Here is a 19,639-nt window from a genome sequence, read left to right as displayed (position 1 = left end):
GGAGACATTATGAAAGCCTGGATCTTTCTCACCGCAGCTTTGTTAAGCGGTGCAGCAGTTGCAAAAACCCCGCTCACCATTGAACACCTAAATAAATTAAATAAAGTCTATGATGTAGTCGTATCCCCTGACGGCCGTTATCTGGTCTATGGCCAGAAAAATGGTGGCCTGGCTCCTGCTGATACAAGTGCCGATTTATATTTGATGGATTTGCAGCAGGGTAATAAAGTCAGTCGTTTAACCTTCGGCGATGATAAAGAACACTCTGTAGCCTGGAGTCATGATGGCAGCGCTTTGTATTTTATCGCTGGCCGCTCGGGCAGTTCACAGGTCTGGCGTTTGCCTGTTGCAGGCGGCGAAGCCCAACAAATTACCGACTTGCCATTAGATGTGGATGGCTTTTTAGTCTCAGCTGACAGCAGCAAAATAGTGCTGCAAATGGCAGCAAAGCCAGGCTGCGAAACTTTATCCTGTACAGTCGAAGCCAAACAGGTCAAAGCCGGTCAACAAGACAGCGCTATGGTGTACGACCAGTTGATGGTTCGGCACTGGGACACCTGGGCGGATGAATTCAGAAGTCATTTATATATTGCTGACTTGGCTGGTAAAAAAGTCACAGATGCCAAAGACTTATTGCCTGAATGGAATACCGACATTGCTGGTATCAAAGAAGTGTCATTTACGCCAGACGGTAAAAATCTGGTGTTCAGCGCGAAAATCCCTGGCGTCGATCAGGCCTGGCATACTAACTTTGATATTTTCCAGGTATCAGTCAAAGGTGGCGAAAAAATTAACTTAACCCGTGACAATGCTGCATGGGATGCTAAACCTTCGTTCTCCAGCGATGGTCGCTTTATGGCCTATTTAGCCATGAAAAAACCAGTGTATGAGGCCGATCGTTTTGGTTTGATTTTACTGGATATGGTGACAGGTCAACGTAAAGAGCTGTCGCCAGAGTGGGACAGATCCATCAGCGATTATAAATTTGGTGCGGACAACAGAACCATTTATGTCACAGCGCAGGACACAGGCCAACACGGCATTTTCTCTATTAACACCAGCTTCGGTGATATCAGCAAAGTCTATGCAGACGGCACAGCCGGTGACTTAAATGTGGCGGGTAACAAACTGATTTTTACCAATCACAGCCTGGACAAGCCAACAGATATTTACCAGATCACTGCTGAAACAGGTGCGCCAACGGCCTTAACTCAAATCAACAAAGAGGCTTTGGCTGATATTCAATTTGCTGAATTTGCCCAGTTTAATTTCCCCGGCGCCAATGACGAGACAGTGCATGGCTACTGGATGAAACCTGTAAATTACAAAGCAGGCAAGCAATACCCTATCGCCTTTATTGTGCACGGTGGCCCGCAAGGCAGCTTTGGCAATATGTTTAACTACCGTTGGAATGCTCAGTTATGGGCAGCTCAGGGTTATGGCGTAGTGATGATCGACTTCCACGGCTCTACTGGCTATGGCCAGGCCTTTACTGATTCAATTGCCCGTGACTGGGGTGGTAAACCTCTGGTTGATTTACAAAAAGGTTTGGCTTTTATCACTGAAAAAGAAAAATGGCTGGATGGCAAAAACGCCTGCGCTTTAGGTGCGTCCTACGGCGGTTACATGATGAACTGGATTGCCGGTAACTGGCCTGAAGGTTTTAAATGTTTAGTCAACCACGCTGGTTTATTTGATATGCCAAGCTTTTATGGCAGTACTGAAGAGCTATGGTTCCCTGAGCATGACATGGGTGGTCCGGTCTGGAATAAAGAAGGTGATTATCAAAAGTTCAATCCGTCGGCTTTAGTGGACAACTGGAAAACGCCTATGCTGGTGATCCATGGCTTAAAAGACTATCGTGTGCCTTATGCTCAGGGCTTAGGTGCTTTTACTACCTTGCAGCGTAAGGGGATTGAATCCAAATTGGTAATCTTCCCGGATGAAAACCACTGGATTTTAAAACCACGTAATGCAGAGCGTTGGTACAACGAAGTGTTTGACTGGATGAACCTGCATACCCGTAAATAATCTGTGTCGCAGAAGGCTGCATTCGCAGCCTTCTTTATTTTTCGATACTGTTCTTGCATCAATCCCGGGCGAACTAATGCAATTTTCCGATGTACGTGACTACTGCCTTGAACTGATGGGCACTGCAGAAGATTTTCCTTTTGGTCCTGATATCTATGTCTATAAAGTAAAAGGCAAAATCTTTGCTATCCTTGGCACAGACCAGGGTGAAGCTCGCTTAAATTTAAAATGTGATCCGGACGAAGCACTGGCGTTGCGTGATATTTTTCCTGCGATCATTCCTGGTTACCATATGAATAAAAAACACTGGAATACTGTGCGTTTAAACAACACAGTGCCAGAGCAGGAAATAAAACGACAAATCGATCAGTCCAGATTTTTGGTCATATTATCTTTACCCAAAGTGCAGAGACAGACGTTACTCAATTCAAATGATTAGAACAACAAATTGACACGGATATACATGGCTAAACCTGCTTACCCTCTGACTGCTATTCGTATTGTACTGCTGTATTGCAGTTTTGCGTTGCTGTGGATTTTTGGCTCCGATCATTTGTTGCATTTAACTGTTTCCGATCCAGAAGCGAATTCGTTATTAGGTACTGTCAAAGGTGTCGCTTTTGTCTGTATCAGTGGTTGTTTAATTTACTTACTGCTGGCCACCTGGCGTAAACAACAGTTTTTTGATTCTGAAGTCACAGTGCGCTACAAACAGCTTCGGGTGGTTGTGCTTATTCTGGCTTTTTTGCTGGCTATACCAGCTATGGCTTTTATTACTAAATGGGTGCATGGCAATCAGCTCAAAGCTGAAGCTATGGCTGACTTGCGCACTGTGACTGATATTAAAAAGCAGCAGTTAGAGCTCTGGTTAGCTGAGCGGCTGTACGATATCAATGGCTTATCCCGCGACAGCTCATTCCGGCAAAAACTACAACAGTATCTGGAGTTTGGCGATATAACTCAGCAGGCGGATGTGCGTAACCGACTTGCTTCAATGATAGCGGAGCATTCTTTCAGTTCAGTCCTGTTGTTCGACTCCAAAGGCCAGCAACATCTTGCGTTGGGGGCAAGGCTCAAGTTTGATGCCTTGGCTGGAGGGCAACATCTGCCGCAGCCTGCCACACAATGTGACAGCAAAAGAACAGACAGGTATTGCCAACTGACCTGGTATCTGCAAATTGCAGTAGGCCAAAAGGTTTACCAATTGGTGTTTAGTGTCGATACCAGTATTTATTTATTTCCCGCTATTCAGAACTGGCCTGTGTCCAGCCCTACAGCCGAAGTCTTGTTAGTGCAGCGTAAGGACAGGGCCGTAGTATTCTTAAACCCATTTCGCCATCCACAGCATGCAGTGCTTGATGACCTGGATATAGATGGCCCTTTACTGGCGGCTAAGGCATTGCGACAGCGTCAATTTAATACAGCCGAAGAGCTGGATTATCGCAACCAGCCAGTGTTAGGCGCTTATACGCCGATACGACAAACCAACTGGATGCTGGTCAGTAAAATTGATGTGGCGGAGGTGCTGAAACCTCTGGAGATCTTGTTGTTATGGTTGTCGGTGATCTCAGGCACTTTGCTGATGTTGCTGGTGCTTGGTGCTTTATTTTACTGGCGAGAGCTTATTCAGTCCCACCAACTGGCGTTAGCCGCTAAGCAAACGGAACAAGACAAAACAGTTCAGGCGTTTTTTGATTTACCTTTTTCAGGTATGGGTATTTTATCCCGTACTCATCAGCCTTTTATCCGGGTCAATAAAAAGCTGCAGTCTGTGTTGGGATACTCAGAAGCAGAACTGCTGGCTTTGTCGCTGCGGGATCTGGCTCAAAACCCTGAACAATTTATGGCAACCAGTTTTGTGTCCAGGGAACAAAACTCTGCGGAGTCTGATATCCAGCTACGTCACAGTTCAGGACGTGTGTTAACTATCAAATTAATGATGCAACGATTTAGTCAGGAAGGGCAGGCGGATCTGCTGTTGGCAACCTTTGACGATGTCACAGAAAAACGTCAGCTGTATGCCGACTTAAACCGCAGCCACCAACAACAGCTGCAAAACTCTCAGCAATTGGACGCCATCTTAACCGCCAGTTCTACCGTATTGCACCGTATTGAACTGGACGGAACCAGTTGCCGAACCAGTTGGGTCAGCAGCAATATTGAACGTTTATTGGGGTACAGTGTTGAACAATCTTTGTTGGATCACTGGTGGGAAAACGGCGTTCACCCTGAAGATGAAGCTTTAGCGGGTTCAGCGCTGGAGCAGACGCTATTACACGGACACTACCGCCACGAATACCGGTTTTTTGATGCATCAGGCAGCATTCGATATATCCGCGACGACCTGAGATTGTTACCAGCTTTGATAGATGGTAAGCAACAAATCATTGGCGCCATGGTTGATATTACCGAACTCAGACAAGCCAGATTAGAACAGGAAGCCAGTAACGATAAACTGAAAACCTTGTTTAATACCATGTCTGAGGGTCTGGTTCTGCATGACAGAACGGGCGCTATTGTTGATGCAAATCATGCTGCTGAGAAAATCCTCAACCGCAGCCTGCAAGAGATGCGTGGTCTTGTCCCCACTGTTGAAGACTGGAAAACCATTTATGAAGATGGCTCACAGTATCCGGCCGAACTTTACCCAAGTAATCAGGTGCTGCGTGCAGAAGTGCCTCAGCCTATTCGTGATGTAGTGATGGGCATTGAACATGGGCAGGTGCAACGTTGGCTAAAACTCAATACAGAACCTTTATTTGAACAAGAGCAGTTATCCGGCGTGTTAGTCACCATAGATGATATCAGCGCACAAGTTGAGTATCGCCGCGAGCTGAAACAACGTGCGTTAGTGATGTCAAACCTTGCGGATATGGCTGCGCGTTTTTTACAGCACAGTGACTGGCTGCAGTTATTGCGCAGCATGATGCCTTCGGTTAGCCGGGCTTTAGCTGTGGATGCTATTTATCTGTATCAGAACAGCATGCAGCAGAATGTCGTCACAGGTTCTTTATTAACCCAGTGGCGACGTGATCAAAAAGAGCATATCCGCACCTTTAAAGAATTGAATAACAAAGTTTCCCGTTGGTATCCGGCTATTCAGCATTTGGCTAAAGGCACTATGGTGGCCGGGCTTGCTGATGAGATGGATAGTATGTTGCAGCCGATGCTGAAACGTTTCCGTATACAAGCTATAGCTTTGATGCCAGTGATGGTTGATGGGGTTTGGTGGGGCTTACTTGGCGTGGAGCAGCATCATAGCTGTCGTGAATGGAATCAGGTGGAGTTGGATGCATTAAAAATGCTGGCAACAGCTTTAGGTAATGCAGTCAAACGTCAACAGTTTGAATCCTCTTTGCAACAGGCTGCGGCTGTATTTGAGAGTACCCGTGAAGGCATTATGGTAACGGACGCATCTAACCGCATCATTCAGGTTAATCAGTCGTTATTACATATGTTGGGTTATGAAGAGTCTGAAGTCATAGGCAATACGCCAGCTATGTTTTCATCAGGGCGGCATGATCAGGCGTTTTACACTCAAATGTGGCAGGAGCTGGCTGAACAAGGGCATTGGCAGGGCGAAGTCTGGAATAGACGCAAGAACGGTGAAATTTACCCTGAACTGCTCAGTATCAATACCATTCTCGATGCCAGCCAGCAAGTGAGCCACTATGTGGCTGTATTTGCAGATATTACCCAGTTAAAGGCGTCAGAGCAGGGGTTGGCGTATCTGGCGCATCACGATGTGCTGACCGACTTACCCAATCGTTTACTGATGAGTTCACGGCTACAAAATGCGGTCGATTTAGCGAAACGGGATCAGCACCAGTTTGCTGTATTGATGATGGATTTAGATCGCTTTAAGTACATCAATGATAGCTTTGGTCATCCAGCGGGAGATGAGCTGTTAAAGCTGGTGGCCGCTTCGCTGAAACATCGGCTGCGGGATATTGATACAGTGGCGCGTTTTGGCGGTGATGAATTTATTATTCTACTTGAACAGTTACATCAAAGTGAAGATGCAGCCCGTTTTGCCACACAATTGATCAATGATATGAGTCAGCCATGGCTGTTAAGTAACAATGCAGAAGTCCGGATCGGCGCCAGTATTGGTATTTCGGTTTACCCGGATCACGGCACTGAAGGCGAAACACTGCTGAGCAACGCCGACGCAGCTTTGTACCGTGCGAAAGAGCAGGGCCGGGGTCGTTTTGCTTATTATTCGGATGACTTAACTCTCTATGCCCGTCAGCGTATTGATTTAGAGGCCCGCTTGCGTGGAGCTTTGGCGCAGAACCAGTTTTTAGTCTACTACCAGCCACAAACCGATATTAAAACAGGCCGTATTGTGGGTGCTGAGGCTCTGGTGCGCTGGAACGATCCCGTGGAGGGGTTGATACCACCAGGACGTTTTATTCCTATTGCAGAGGACACAGGGCTGATTGGGGCTATTGGTGATTGGGTGCTGGCACAAACCTGCCGTCAGGGGGCTTTGTGGCGCAAAGCGGGTTTACCTGATTTAAAACTGGCCGTGAACTTGTCTTCGCATCAGTTCAGTCATGGCGATATTGGCGCTCAGACGGCGCAAATATTAAAAGACACAGGTTTTCCTGCGGAACTGCTGGAGTTGGAACTGACCGAAAGTGCCATTATGTCGAGAGAGCAACAAGCAGAGCTGGTGTTATCTGATTTACACAATATGGGGGTAAATCTGGCCATTGATGACTTTGGCACAGGCTATTCGTCTTTTGCTTATTTGCAGCGTTATCAGTTGGATGTATTGAAAATAGATAAGAGTTTTGTGGATGATGTGGCGGATAACAGCGAAAGTCAGGCCATAGTCACAGCTATTATTTCGATGGCGCATATTCTTGGCTTAAAGGCTTTGGCGGAAGGAGTCGAACAGCAAGCTCAGCTGGATTATTTAGCTTTACAAGGCTGTGATTATTATCAGGGGTATTTATGCAGCAAACCTCTGCCAGCTGACGATTTTGAACAATTGATCCGCAGTCAGAACTCCTGACTGCGGATCAATCCGGCCTTTATTTAATGATGGATTTAATAGTGGCTTTAGTGCGTGAATTCGTCAGGGCTCACAGGCACTTCGAGCAATAAAGCTAAAGCGCGCAACAGCATGTCTTCTTGCTCGTTCAACAACTCGTCTGCACGCACTGCCGCTTTGAGCATCAGCCAAATCTGCTTTTTAAGCTGTGGTGTGCTGTGCATCAGTTCTGGCAGATGTTGTTTTAATTGCTCAAAGCTGACGACTGGTTTTGTCGTATTTGCATCCATTCCCACTTTGTCCAAACCTGCTTGCCAGGCTTGTTGTTGCAGTTCCTGATGTTCTGCCTGAATGGCGCACACGGCTAACAACGCCAGAACGGCTGGTTTTATCGCTGAAAGATCGCTGGCTTTATCTTGTTTGTGCAGCAACATAGAGTCAAATTGGCTGCCGACACAATGTTGGAGCCAGTTCAGTAAAGTCCACTCCAACAAATCCTCTTCACCGTCAGCCTGACTTAAGGCCTGACACAGCTGCTGAAAATCCTCAAACTGTTGTTTAGACAGTTGTTTTAAACCCGGAATTGCCAGTTGCACCAATTGTAATTTCTGCCTTGGAGCAAGTTTACTGACTTCGTCATACAACTTATCTACATCCTGCAATAGACCAGCCTGGCCCTGGCTTTTAATTAAATTCCATTGTTTAGCCAGATGTTCAGGTTGTACCAGACAAGCACAACACAAAGCCGGAGCTGAGGCAGCGTGGCGGCTGCTATGCAATAATAACGGCGGCAAAGCGGCGAGCAAAGTTGCAGCTATATCTGCTCCCGCCTGCTGGTGCTGGTTCGTTGTGCTCTGATGTTCAGATGAAGGAGCCGTACTTTGACGCATCAATTCTGCTTCTGTTGGAAAAATACCGGCCCAACTGGGATCAATACGTTTTATCCGTTCTTTTAACGGCGGATGAGTCGCAAACAAACCGCTCCAGCGACTAATGGCTTCACCAAAAAACAAGTGACTCATTTCATCCGCATTCGGGTTTTTCACTTTACTGCCAGAATGAGCGCCGCCTATGGCTTTGAGTGCGCCAGCTATACCAGTCGGATTACGGGTAAATTGCACTGCGCTGGCATCGGCTAAAAACTCACGCTGACGACTGACGGCCGCTTTAATCAGGCTACCAAAAAAGGTGCCTAAATAACCCAATACCATCAAACCCAAGGCTAAACCTAAAATACCGCCACCGTTGTCTTTTGACTTAGAGCTGCTAAGAACCACAGCTGTTCTGCGGCTGCCGCTTCGAAGCAGGAAATAACCGGCATGGCCTATAAATTCAATACCATGCAACAAAGCAATCAGGCGAATATTCATCCGCATATCGCCGTTTAAAATATGACTGAACTCATGCGCTATAACACCTTGCAGCTGATCGCGGTTTAAAAGATTCAGGCTACCCTGAGTGATGCCTATCACCGCATCGGCCGGCGAATAACCCGCAGCAAAGGCATTGATTGAGGATTCAGGCAACAAATACACTGGCGGTACAGGCACACCTGAAGCTATGGCCATTTCTTCCACTACATTCAGCAGTTGCCGCTGTTTTGCATCAGCAACGGCGTGATCAAGACGGCTGCCACCTAAAGCTTTCGCCACCACCTGACCTCCCTGACTCAGTTCTACCTGCTTAATGGATACCACAGCGGCGATCACTACAAACACAGCTAAGCTGACCCAACCCATCATCGACCAAGGCAAGTTGCTCAACCAGTCTGGATGCTGCGGATTTAACAACAGCTGATAGTGTTCCGGCTCCATAAAACCTAATGTCACCAACAACAGAACATTCGTCAGCACCAGAAGACAAAACACAGCAAGGCTGAACAACAGCACCAGTAATTTGGTATTACTGCGCGCTTTGTCCTGAGCGGCAAAAAAATCAACAGCCATATCTGTAATACTCAAAGTAATTGACGCTGCAGGGCGGCGACAGCGTAGGGGCAGGGTTTATCCCTGCACGTGATCCCCAATCCAGGTTGGATGAGGTGAAAAGTGAATTCAGCAAAGCCGTATCTTCAAGGACGAAGAGTTAGAAGCTCACTTTAGGTGCGGCTTGAATGGCTGCACTGTCAGCAAACTCAAGTAATTTGGCATCTTGCTGATGACCAAATAAACCAGCAAAAATCACCGGCGGGAAACTTTGTTTATAGCTGTTGTATTCAGTCACAGCGTCATTAAAGGCCTGACGGGCAAAAGCTACTTTATTTTCAGTACTGGTTAGCTCTTCTGTCAGCTGCATCATATTCTGATTGGCTTTTAAATCAGGGTAGGCTTCCATCACCATGCTGAATTTAGTCATGGCACCTTGCAGTGCAGATTCAGCACCGGCCAGTTGGCTGATAGCAGTTGCATCTCCGGGCTGAGCAGCAGCTGCTGTTAATTGAGTCATGGCGCTGTTACGTGCCGCAATGACGGCTTCGAGTGTTTCGCGTTCATGCGACATATAAGCTTTGGCAGTTTCAACCAGATTAGGAATTAAGTCGTAGCGGCGTTTTAACTGCACTTCAATTTGGGCAAACGCATTTTGGAAACGGTTTTTCAGCTTCACCAGTTGGTTGTAGATACTGACGATAAAAAACAGGATAACTACGGCAATCACTAAGGTAATGATGGTGGTCATGGGTTTTCCTTTTACCAATGATAAGATTAAACAAACACCACTGTAGCATTGTAAAAATTAGTTGAATAGCGCCAATAAGCTGTGGTTGTCTGGTGAGCTGGCATCCGCTGGAGCATCGTCTGATATTGTATAATTTTAATGTTCAATAATTTTGAACTAAAGCGTCAGTTTTATCCGTTTTTCGTCCCGTCTTTTTAACTCTATAGTGACTGTATTGAAGTTTACTCAAGTTTATTACAGGGTTAAGGGGATGCAAAATGTTTGAAATTATCCGTTCAGGCGAGCGCGGCAGAGCGCACTTCGGTTGGTTGAAAAGCCAACATACCTTCTCTTTTGGTGATTACTACAACCCAAAACAGATGGGTTTTTCAGAACTTAGAGTGATTAATGACGACGAAGTATCGGCAGGTGCTGGTTTTCCTACCCATAGTCATAAAAATATGGAAATTATCAGCTATGTACTGGAAGGCAAAATTGCCCATAAAGACTCAGCAGGTAATGAAGAAATATTGCCTGCAGGCGAATTTCAATTGATGAGCGCAGGTAAAGGTATTTCACATAGTGAATACAACGCCAGCAATAGCGAGAGGTTGAAGTTTTTACAAATTTGGATCCAACCGAATCAATTGAATGGCGCGCCGGGTTATCAGCAAAAAGAATTTGGTCAATTGCCAGGTTTAACTGAAGTGATTACGCCAGATGGCCGCAACGGTACCTTAATCATCAGACAGGACGCCAGCTTGTCGCAGTTGATTTTATTGGCGGCAGATCAGCACCTGATGCCGGTAAAGCCGGGCAGGGCATACTACCTGCATCTGATTAACGGCGAGCTAAGTATTGCTGGTCAGCAGTTAAATCCGGGGGATGGTATCAAGTTGACTCAGTTCACAGAGTTAACAGCGAAAGCAGGCTCTGAACCTGTCAGAGCTCTGTGGTTTGATTTGCCTGCGTGATGAACGCCTGATTATTTTTTATAAACAATAAAAGGATGCTTTCAACGCATCCTTTTATTTTGGGAAAAACTACAATACTTCCTGTCTTTCGAAGCCTTGTAGCCTAAAAAGTGTCCTGCTACCTGTCAGTGGTATGACCAAACCGCCTGAACCTCACCTAACTGTTAAGATGCAAAGGCCGCAAGGTTGAGCAATGTACAATTAATTACATAAAAAGACCGGGTATTGCCTCATGATCCGGCGACTTGTAGCCGCTTTGGTTAAAAGCGACCTCACTCTGTTGTTTTGTTCAAGGGGTGAAATTTTTGGCTGTGTCATTGTGGAGTTATTGGTATGAATCCTTGTTCTGTTGTTCAATCAGGTGAAAACAGGTTAAAGCGAAAGCGTTGGTTGATTGTGCCTTTGTTAGCATTATCCGTTGCAGCCTGCGGCGGTGGCGGTGACAGTAGTACAGTGCCTGATGACTCAGGTTCAGGGAAGTCACCAGTAGTCACTCCTCCTGTAGTGACACCACCTGTGGAGACTCCGCCTCCAGAAGATCTGCCTCCGCCGGATGAAACGCCGCCACCACAAGACACTCCACCTACAGAAGAGTTGCCAGAGCCTGAACTTGAGGCTCTGCCTGAAGTGAAAACAGCTAATCTGCCTAAAGTGGGGGCTCCTTCTTTACCTCCATTACCTGCATCCTTAAGAATACCGGACAATTTTCTCAGAGTAGCCGCCGCTCAGCCAATTTCTGTCGCTAATGCCAGTTCTTCCGGCGATGAGAACGGAAATAATACTGCTGCCAAAGCGATAGACGGAGACCTGACCAGCAGATGGGAAAGTGCCTGGGGTGATGATATTACTGATGCTGACAATGCCTGGCTTCAGTTTGACTTTGGCGTGAAAACGGCCATAGGTATGATGACTCTTCATTGGGAAAATGCTCATGCTGATGAGTACGCTGTTTACGTATCAGATGACGCGCAGAACTGGTATCAGCTCCGTTATATAGTCGCGTCGCAAGGTAAGACAGAGGAGTTCTTTAATCTGGGCATATACGCCCGTTACCTGCGCATTCAGGGCATCACCCGTAAAACTCAGTATGGTTATTCTTTGTTTGAGGCCGAATTTAAAGCGCCTGATAGCTCAAACTCAATGCCAGAACTGAGCACCTCAGTTTTATCTTACCCTTTAAGCGGTGCTGGACGTACGCCTTTACCAGCACCTGCAGAGCCAATTGAGATGGTTAGCTTCACCTTAGCAGATGGCACATTGGTGACCCGTTTTGGTATGGTTGGCCGCTCCCGTCATGCCCGTGAACGGGGCGAAGACTGGAACGAAATTGGCTATGGTGTCAATGACACTGTAGATGCTGCTGGTAAACCAAGAAACAAGGGACCTGGCGCACATTTGAATTTTATCGCCAACTACTTTAAAAACCGCACCTGGGGTGTGGAGTTTATTGATAACAGCAATGTCCCTGGTGTGACAGAACCCCGTATTGTAGTGAATCAGTATTATCAGCAAGCCCAAAAGGGCGGCGGGCACTCTTTTGTCCGTCGTTTTGATGAGCCTGGCGTCACAGGTTTTGGCTGGATGAGCCCTGGGGATTTATTGGATGACTCGACTTATCAGGATCCTGGTGCAGCCTGCCCTGTAGTGGCTAAACCAGCCAATGGTGTATTGTTGCGTCCGGACAGTGGTTATAACGGTGTGATTGGTGCCAATGACGGCTGTAGTGTGGTGTTCGACCGTTATCCCGGACACAGAGCGCTTTCCGCCAACGCGGATGGCGTCTTGGTACCTAATGGCAGTTATGTGGACTCCCGTGTGCTGAAAAAAGGCGACGTGATTGAATTTACCGGCTCGTTTTTCTCTACCCGCGAAGCGATGGACGCTATAGGTGACAACGGGGCTTTCCGTTATTACACCAATGAGCTGACGTACGTGATGGGCAAAGGCTTAAGGCCCTGGTACGGTGTGCAGCCGCGCCTGATGAATGAACCTTTGCCCGAAAGCGCGCTGCAAGGTGGTCTGGGTTCTATTTCTTTTGATTATGCCGACAACCCAACCTTTATGTTCCAGCAGCCGCATAACACTATAGGCATGCAGAATATGCAACGTTTTATGGAAGGGCGCCGTTGGTTGCATACCAACTTATGGACAGGAGATCATAACGAAGATGGCAATGATCGCAATGACGCAGGCCGTCAATTGCAAGGCCCGCGTTTTAACCAATCCTCCTGCTTTAACTGTCATGTCAATAATGGCCGCAGCGTGGCGCCTACTGTGCGTAACCAGAAACTGGATACTATGGCTGTGCGGGTTGGCGCTACAGGTACTGATGCCAATGGCCATTACCTGCCTCATCCGATTTATGGTCAGGCGCTGCAAATGAATTCCCGCTCTATCGAAACAGGAGCAATACAAAACTGGGGGAACGCGGCCTGGGTTTCTGATTTTGTCACCAGTAACGTCAGTCTTGCCGACGGCACACAAGTTGAACTGCGTAAAGCCACTGTTGCGTTTGAAGGGGCTGAACCTGAAGTGTATTCCATACGTCAGGCGCAGCCATTGATTGGTATGGGGTTATTGGAAGCGATTTCTGATGAAACTATTTTATCCAGAGTACGCAGTACACCAGATGCCGACGGTGTGTTGGGGACAGCGAACTATGCGTATGATCCTGAAAGCGGAGAAGTACGGTTAGGTCGCTACGGCTGGAAAGCAGGTAAAGTCAGCTTGCGTCATCAGGTGACCAATGCTGCTCTGCTGGATATGGCGGTGACTTCTTCTGTTTATCCTAAACTGGCTTGCCTGGCTGGCCCACAAAACTGCGACCCGGCTACAGCAGAGCCTGGTTTACCAGATGAAGCTGTCACTGCTATGACGCAATACCTGCATTTATTGGGTGTGCCGGCACAGCGCAGTGTAGTCAGTGGTTTCCCTAAAGGGGTATCACCTTTGACTTATCTGGATGTTGATCCTGCCAAAATAGCGGCTGGCGAAAAAGTCTTTAAAGATATTCGTTGCGTGGCCTGTCACGTTAGTGAAGTGAAAACCAGCGAGCGCTCTGAATTTGACGAAGTGCGTAATCAGAACATTAAACCTTACACCGACCTATTGCTGCATGATATGGGACCTGGCCTTGCTGATAACTTCGCCGAAGGCCTGGCTAGCGGCAGTATGTGGAGAACATCAGCGCTGTGGGGCATAGGCTACACCCAGTTTGTGGCTGGTGGTACTCCGGCTGGGTATTTACATGATGGTCGTGCCCGTACCTTAACCGAAGCTATTTTATGGCACGGCGGTGAGGCTGAAGTGATCAAAAACCGCTTTGTGAACCTGCCTACAGCCGAACGTGAAGCTCTGCTGGCTTTCCTGAAGTCCTTGTAATTCGAATAGGGATCAAAAAAGCCCGGCGCAGATAAACTCCGCCGGGCTTTTTTTATTTAGTTATTTAATACTGTTTTGGGTTTTTGCCTTCAGACTCAACCACTCGCGGATATTTTACCCGGGGCAGTTTTTCAGCTTTTCTGCGTAATTTTTTAAATTGAAATAACCAGCAATCACCAAAATCAAACAGATAAAACACCTTAGTTCCCACTAGCGGATACACCTCGTTCAGCATTTTTCCATCATCAATACGCTGAGTGTTCCGACCTGGTGTTTTGGCGGTATGAAATTCGTACAAGTGGTCATTATCAAACTTCACCATAGTCTGGATAAAATAGTGCAATTCAAAAAAGGGCGTGTCGTCTTCTACTTCAATCACACGGCGCCACGGTGTTTTGGCTTTTAGGGGAAGGGTGATTTCTATGGTGTATATTTCCAAACGGACTGTCCTCTTTATGACGAAGTTTGTTTTGACCTTTGTTATGCCTCATCTGATACGCAAGGCATTATAGCTGTGGACTTGATCCCGGAAAATAAGCAGACAACAAATCAAAGCGCGCATCCAGATGCTGTGGAACATAAAAACTCCAGCCATCGGACTGCAAAGAACTAATAGTCAGCCTCAAGGTTTCAACCGCCAGACATAAAGCCTGCAGAGAATCGACACCATAGGCATACTTTTCGAATGAAATGCCCTGAATTTCAACCTTGCAGCGGTAATCTCCCTGTTCAGACAATGGATCAGGTTCGGGTAGGTGCAGGCTCAACACCACAGGCATTGACTGACCTGCAGGATTTGTTGCTATGTATTCACTAGTGGCTAAATGCATGTATTTTCCATCGTGCTATTTATCGCGCTTAAGCCTGGAAGATAAGGCTGATGATCAGATTAGACCAAGCTTCGAGAGCACTTTTTTAAATTAACGGCACTACGTAGCTGTTTCAAAAACTTTCTATTCAAAAAGATAAAATGCTGGTGGTTCAGGCTGGTTAGTAAAGTCTGTTCAAGGTAAATGCATAAAAATCAGACACAAAAAAGCCAGCCTTGCGGCTAGCTTCTTTGGTATAACTTCAGTTTGATAAACAACTCTTCCACTTGAGTTCTGGCCCAGGGCGTTTTACGTAAAAACGTCAGGCTGGATTTGATGCTGGGGTTGGAGCTGAAGCATTTGAGCGGTATTTGCTTTGCTAAAGCTGCAAAGCCGCCTTGCTGTTCAACGAGCAACTCCAGAATTTGCTGCAGGGTAAAACCGTGCAACGGGTTATTTTGTTGTGGCTGGTTTGGGGCTTGGGTTGCCATAAGGGCTTTGCTCTGTAGTCGCTAAGGGCCGGAATTGGCCGTGGTAGTTTTCGTCATCTGTACCAATCATCAGGGCTGAACCCGGGATCAATGGGCTTGGGCTGGCTAAAGCTTCTACTTTAAAGCCGTCGATTTGCCACAGCACTGGTCGCTCCGCCATTAAGCTGATCGGCTGTTTTGCTGCAGGGTTCACCAGCGCAAGCGGATACACTGCACTGGTGAAAGGACCATTGTCTGAGCTATCGAGCACTGCGCTGGCCCAAAGTACATCTCCTTCCAGATGTAAGTCGGCTATCACTCTGTTGTAGTTGCGGTTTTTAAGGGCTGTTGGGCCAGTGACCTGAATTTTCTGGCCATTCCACTGAATACTGGCAGCGGCCATATCCAGTTCACCCCATTGTAAAAATCCGGCTGCTGTCGCTGTGCCACGTTCACCTAAAATCACCAGATAACGATTCACATCTTTTTTAGCACAGGCCAAACCTTCAAAGTTATCGCCATCTTGCTCCGGACTGTTGTCGCGCTCTACAGGCAACTCAAAGGTATTCAACACCTGGGCGTAAGTGGGGAATACTTTGATATGAAAGAGCCGGCCAAATGAGCCTTGCCAGGTGCCACTCTCTGCTATTAAAAACTCGCCATTTTGGCCAGGCAAAGCGCAGACGGCCTCTAAATCATTGGATGCCTGACCAGCAGGCCAGTTGGTCACAAATAAGTTCTGGGCAGTCAGTTGCTGATCCTGATTCACCTGAATTAAGGTAAGTCTGTCGCCCTGACGCTGAATTTTTTTATCCTGCACAGCCAGATAGTGATTTTGATCCAAAGCAGCTAAGCCGCTGATCGCAGGTAAGGCTGTTTGAGTTTTAGGCCGGTATGGCGTGTACCAGCGTGGGTCAACCGGCATTTTAAACAGCAGCGGTGACATACGTTTAAATTTATCGGTATGAGTGCCGCACTGAATATTATCAGCGTAATGCTGTTTCCACGGGTCGTTAATTAAATACACAGTACCGTTGTTGATAGTCACTGCTTCCAGCGCGGTTTGCACCAGCTTGTCATAGGCAGGGCAAAGACCACTGTCGTCTGTGCTGACATAAAAGCTCAACTTTTGCACATAAGGCGGAATACGGTTAGTTAAATCGAACACCCATAACTCGTCATCATTACGCGCCACCGCCACTAAATAACCCGGGTGGCCTAAAATGGGGCTGGGTAAAAACTCTATGCCATTAATAGGATGGTCGTTGTCATCCAGCACCGGCAAGCTCAGGTTTGCGTCTATGACTTTGACAAAGTTATCGCGTAGCCAGAAGTCCTGAGTTAAACGGGTTTTAAATAACTTAGGTTTGTTGGCAATGTCCTGCTCCAGTGCCAGATATAAGTTCTGGTGATCATCAACAGCTAAACCTTCAATGCCATCATTCGGAAAATTACCTACTTTGGCCTCAAGCGGAAATTGCACGGGCCGTACCGCTACAATTTCTGCGCGGGTTAAGGCACTGTCGACCTGAATTTTTAACAGCAGAGTAGGGTAAGCCGTGGAATTGGACTGGTTAAACTTTTTAGCGCACTCGTTGCTTAACTGATAAGCCGACGCATCTTCAGTCACAGTAATTAAAGTGGTGTCGTCCAGTCTGTCCCATGTTAAGGCTTCTAAATCGGGCTTATCTGCTAAATAGTTATAAAAACAGCTGTTTTTTAAGCTTTCAGCTACTGTGATTTGGATCGGCTGAGTAATAGCCGCGGCCGTGTTTGGGTCAATCCGGAACAGCTTCATCCTGTTAGTTTCATGCGCACTTTGATCGCCCACCACCACCAACTCACCTTTACGGAAGGTGACGCCTGAGGTTTGCGGGTCGAGTAAAGTTTGCTTTTCTAAGTCGGTCAGCCATTGACCTGTCAGAGCCGTTTCTGCATTCAGATCCCCACTGATGCTGGCAAACAGCAATACAGTGAACAGGGATTTGGATAAATTGATCACAGTCTTAGATCCATAATTCAGGGCATATTCAGATGGCGCCTAACATACGATCTACCGGACTATTTCGCCAGAGAAACCCGATAAAAACGCATTATTCGCCGAAAAAAAATACAATCAATTGAGGAATAGCAGAGGATGAAAAGAAAAGCCACAGAAAAGCAGTACTTAAACTCAAGATGGAGTCAAGTGTAGGGGCCGCGGCTTGTCCCGGCCCTTCCATCAGTACCCTGGTATTTTCGAGTAACATCGCGGTATCACAAGACGGGTGGGGACAAGCCCCACCCCTACAGTTTTGAACTCAGGTTACTACCCAAAGTAGTTGATGTTGCAACGAGGCGACGTGTAGGGGCACGGTTTATCCGCGCCCGTTCTGAAAAAAAATATGGACTGAACGCTGTCAACAAAGTTGCAGCTTCAAGAACGCAGGGTATTTTAATAACCTTGTTCGTGAACGTCCCGCACTGCACGCCCTGACGGGTCTGTCATTTGCGCCATTTTCGCATCCCATGCCAAAGCTTCAGGGGTAGAACAAGCCACCGACTTACCACCAGGTACACAGGAAATTGCGCCTGTATGTGGGAAATGTTCTTCAAAGATCACCCTATAGTAATAAGCTTCTTTGCTATCCGGGGTGTTGACCGGGAAGCGGAAAGCTGCTGTTGCCATTTGCTGATCCGTCACTTCTTTTTCAGCATGAGCTTTTAAGCTGTCAATCCAGCTGTAGCCTACACCGTCTGAGAACTGCTCTTTTTGGCGCCATAAAATTTCGTGCGGTAACAAACCATCAAAGGCCTGACGCAAAATGTGTTTTTCCATTTTGCCTTTGCCACACATTTTAGCTTCAGGATTTAAGCGCATGGCGACATCCATAAACTGCTTGTCGAGGAAAGGCACACGGGCTTCAATACCCCAGGCCGACATGGCTTTGTTAGCGCGGTTGCAGTCAAACATATGCAACCTGTCCAGTTTACGTAAGGTTTCTTCATGGAATTCTTTGGCGTTTGGCGCTTTGTGGAAATACAAATAACCACCAAAGATTTCATCTGAGCCTTCGCCAGACAACACCATTTTGATACCCATGGCTTTGATTTTACGGGCCATTAAATACATAGGGGTTGAAGCACGAATAGTGGTGACGTCATAGGTTTCGAGGAAATAGATGACGTCACGCAGTGAATCTAAACCTTCCTGCACAGTAAACAACACTTCGTGGTGCACTGTGCCTATGCTGTCGGCTACTTTACGCGCAGCCACTAAATCAGGTGAGCCTTGTAAACCTACGGCAAAAGAGTGCAGGCGAGGCCACCAGGCTTCGGATTGACCATCATCTTCCACACGATTACGGGCAAATTGCTGGGTAATAGCGGAAATCAGTGATGAATCCAGACCACCGGATAACAATACACCATAAGGCACGTCGGACATTAAGTGGCATTTTACGCTTTGCTCAAGTGCTGCGCGTAATTCGCCTAAATCTGCCGGGTTGTCTTTGACTGCATCAAAACTTTGCCAGTCGCGCTGATAGTACTGCACCAGTTTGCCAACTTTGCTGTCAAAGTAATGGCCTGGTGGGAATTCCTGCATTTGTTTACACACAGGCACCAGAGCTTTTAATTCAGACGCTACATACAGCTGACCATGTTCGTCGTAACCGTAATACAGCGGGATAATGCCAATATGGTCACGGGCAATCAGGTAACGGTTTTGCTCCGCGTCATACAGAATAAAGGCAAACATACCTTGCAGCTGATCGATAAAATCAACGCCGTGCTGTAAGTACAAAGGCAATATCACTTCGCAGTCCGATTTGGTCTGGAACTGATAGTCGACTGTTAAGTTTTTCTCTAAATTCTTGTGATTATAAATCTCACCATTCACTGCCAGAATGTGATTTCGATTTGGATTAATCAGGGGCTGGGCGCCATTTTCAGTATCTACGATAGCCAGACGTTCATGCACTAAAATGGCATTGTCGTTGTTCCATACGCCTGACCAATCTGGTCCACGGTGGCGTAATAATTTAGATAACTGTAGCGCCTGCTGGCGCAAGGCTTTAACATCAGTCTTGATGTCAAGCACCCCAAATATCGAACACATGATGAGTAACCTCTAATTAATTAATCAATATCATTGCCCTAAGTTATTGGCGTTGCAGAGAGGCGACAAGCGAACGAGTCCCCATGAACATAGTTGTCCTATGTGATTGGGGCGAGCGAACGCAGGCAACAAAGCTGCGGCGTCAAGAACGACGGGCAAACAAATTTTGGCAGTATGTACGTCTATACGTACTCTTTGAATTTGCCAGCTTACAGGAA

Annotated in this window: 12 protein-coding genes; 5 read left to right on the top strand and 7 right to left on the bottom strand. The window is 46.9% G+C overall.

Going from position 1 to position 19,639, the window contains the following annotated elements:
- Positions 1-9: 9 nt before the first annotated feature.
- The 3 genes from LSG34_RS14130 to LSG34_RS14120 all read left to right on the top strand — a co-directional run bounded on the left by LSG34_RS14130 (position 10) and on the right by LSG34_RS14120 (position 7,054).
- Positions 10-2,031 carry a S9 family peptidase gene (locus LSG34_RS14130; protein WP_233009740.1) on the top strand — a complete coding sequence of 674 codons (2,022 nt, stop codon included), beginning with the start codon at positions 10-12 and terminating at the stop codon, positions 2,029-2,031.
- 76 nt (positions 2,032-2,107) lie between these two features.
- Positions 2,108-2,470, top strand: coding sequence for an MmcQ/YjbR family DNA-binding protein (locus LSG34_RS14125; RefSeq protein WP_233009739.1), 363 nt, complete (start codon positions 2,108-2,110; stop codon positions 2,468-2,470).
- Positions 2,471-2,494: 24 nt separating this feature from the next.
- A complete protein-coding gene (locus tag LSG34_RS14120; RefSeq protein ID WP_233009738.1) occupies positions 2,495-7,054 on the top strand; it encodes an EAL domain-containing protein in 4,560 nt (1,519 codons plus the stop codon).
- Positions 7,055-7,101: 47 nt separating this feature from the next.
- Here the strand turns inward: LSG34_RS14120 and LSG34_RS14115 are convergent, their stop codons facing one another.
- Entirely contained in the window at positions 7,102-8,979 is a 1,878-nt protein-coding gene (locus tag LSG34_RS14115) for a M48 family metallopeptidase (RefSeq protein ID WP_233009737.1), read from the bottom strand.
- A gap of 139 nt (positions 8,980-9,118) precedes the next feature.
- A complete protein-coding gene (locus tag LSG34_RS14110; protein WP_233009736.1) occupies positions 9,119-9,709 on the bottom strand; it encodes a LemA family protein in 591 nt (196 codons plus the stop codon).
- 257 nt (positions 9,710-9,966) lie between these two features.
- Between LSG34_RS14110 and LSG34_RS14105 the strand changes: the two genes are divergently transcribed.
- Positions 9,967-10,662, top strand: a complete 696-nt coding sequence (locus tag LSG34_RS14105; RefSeq protein WP_233009735.1) for a pirin family protein — start codon at positions 9,967-9,969, stop codon at positions 10,660-10,662.
- A 333-nt stretch (positions 10,663-10,995) separates the two neighbouring features.
- Positions 10,996-14,043: a di-heme oxidoredictase family protein gene (locus LSG34_RS14100; protein ID WP_233009734.1), complete on the top strand. Its 3,048-nt coding sequence runs from the start codon at positions 10,996-10,998 to the stop codon at positions 14,041-14,043.
- Positions 14,044-14,107: 64 nt separating this feature from the next.
- Here the strand turns inward: LSG34_RS14100 and LSG34_RS14095 are convergent, their stop codons facing one another.
- From LSG34_RS14095 to asnB, 5 genes are all read right to left on the bottom strand, one after another.
- Positions 14,108-14,482, bottom strand: a complete 375-nt coding sequence (locus tag LSG34_RS14095; protein WP_233009733.1) for a plasmid pRiA4b ORF-3 family protein — start codon at positions 14,480-14,482, stop codon at positions 14,108-14,110.
- 67 nt (positions 14,483-14,549) lie between these two features.
- Complete coding sequence (locus LSG34_RS14090; protein WP_233009732.1) at positions 14,550-14,873, bottom strand: DUF6968 family protein; 324 nt, start codon at positions 14,871-14,873, stop codon at positions 14,550-14,552.
- 221 nt (positions 14,874-15,094) lie between these two features.
- On the bottom strand, positions 15,095-15,343 hold the full coding sequence (locus LSG34_RS14085) for a VF530 family protein (RefSeq protein ID WP_233009731.1): 249 nt from the start codon (positions 15,341-15,343) through the stop codon (positions 15,095-15,097).
- A complete protein-coding gene (locus tag LSG34_RS14080) occupies positions 15,306-17,324 on the bottom strand; it encodes a hypothetical protein (RefSeq protein WP_233009730.1) in 2,019 nt (672 codons plus the stop codon). The genes LSG34_RS14085 and LSG34_RS14080 overlap by 38 nt, the downstream gene beginning before the upstream one ends.
- Positions 17,325-17,756: 432 nt before the next feature.
- On the bottom strand, positions 17,757-19,421 hold the full coding sequence (gene asnB / locus LSG34_RS14075) for an asparagine synthase B (protein WP_233009729.1): 1,665 nt from the start codon (positions 19,419-19,421) through the stop codon (positions 17,757-17,759).
- Between the last annotated feature and the right edge of the window lie 218 nt (positions 19,422-19,639).

The sequence above is a fragment of the Rheinheimera faecalis genome (assembly GCF_021290965.1).
In the GTDB taxonomy this organism is placed as follows: domain Bacteria; phylum Pseudomonadota; class Gammaproteobacteria; order Enterobacterales; family Alteromonadaceae; genus Pararheinheimera; species Pararheinheimera faecalis.
This window is presented reverse-complemented; position numbering and strand designations above follow the sequence as displayed.

Bases quoted from the DNA above. Each gene is read 5' to 3' on its own strand.
- asnB (WP_233009729.1), bottom strand. From the start codon at position 19,421: ATGTGTTCGATATTTGGGGTGCTTGACATCAAGACTGATGTTAAAGCC.
- LSG34_RS14110 (WP_233009736.1), bottom strand. From the start codon at position 9,709: ATGACCACCATCATTACCTTAGTGATTGCCGTAGTTATCCTGTTTTTT.
- LSG34_RS14090 (WP_233009732.1), bottom strand. From the start codon at position 14,873: ATGCATTTAGCCACTAGTGAATACATAGCAACAAATCCTGCAGGTCAG.
- LSG34_RS14130 (WP_233009740.1), top strand. From the start codon at position 10: ATGAAAGCCTGGATCTTTCTCACCGCAGCTTTGTTAAGCGGTGCAGCA.
- LSG34_RS14125 (WP_233009739.1), top strand. From the start codon at position 2,108: ATGCAATTTTCCGATGTACGTGACTACTGCCTTGAACTGATGGGCACT.
- LSG34_RS14085 (WP_233009731.1), bottom strand. From the start codon at position 15,343: ATGGCAACCCAAGCCCCAAACCAGCCACAACAAAATAACCCGTTGCAC.
- LSG34_RS14105 (WP_233009735.1), top strand. From the start codon at position 9,967: ATGTTTGAAATTATCCGTTCAGGCGAGCGCGGCAGAGCGCACTTCGGT.
- LSG34_RS14120 (WP_233009738.1), top strand. From the start codon at position 2,495: ATGGCTAAACCTGCTTACCCTCTGACTGCTATTCGTATTGTACTGCTG.
- LSG34_RS14100 (WP_233009734.1), top strand. From the start codon at position 10,996: ATGAATCCTTGTTCTGTTGTTCAATCAGGTGAAAACAGGTTAAAGCGA.
- LSG34_RS14115 (WP_233009737.1), bottom strand. From the start codon at position 8,979: ATGGCTGTTGATTTTTTTGCCGCTCAGGACAAAGCGCGCAGTAATACC.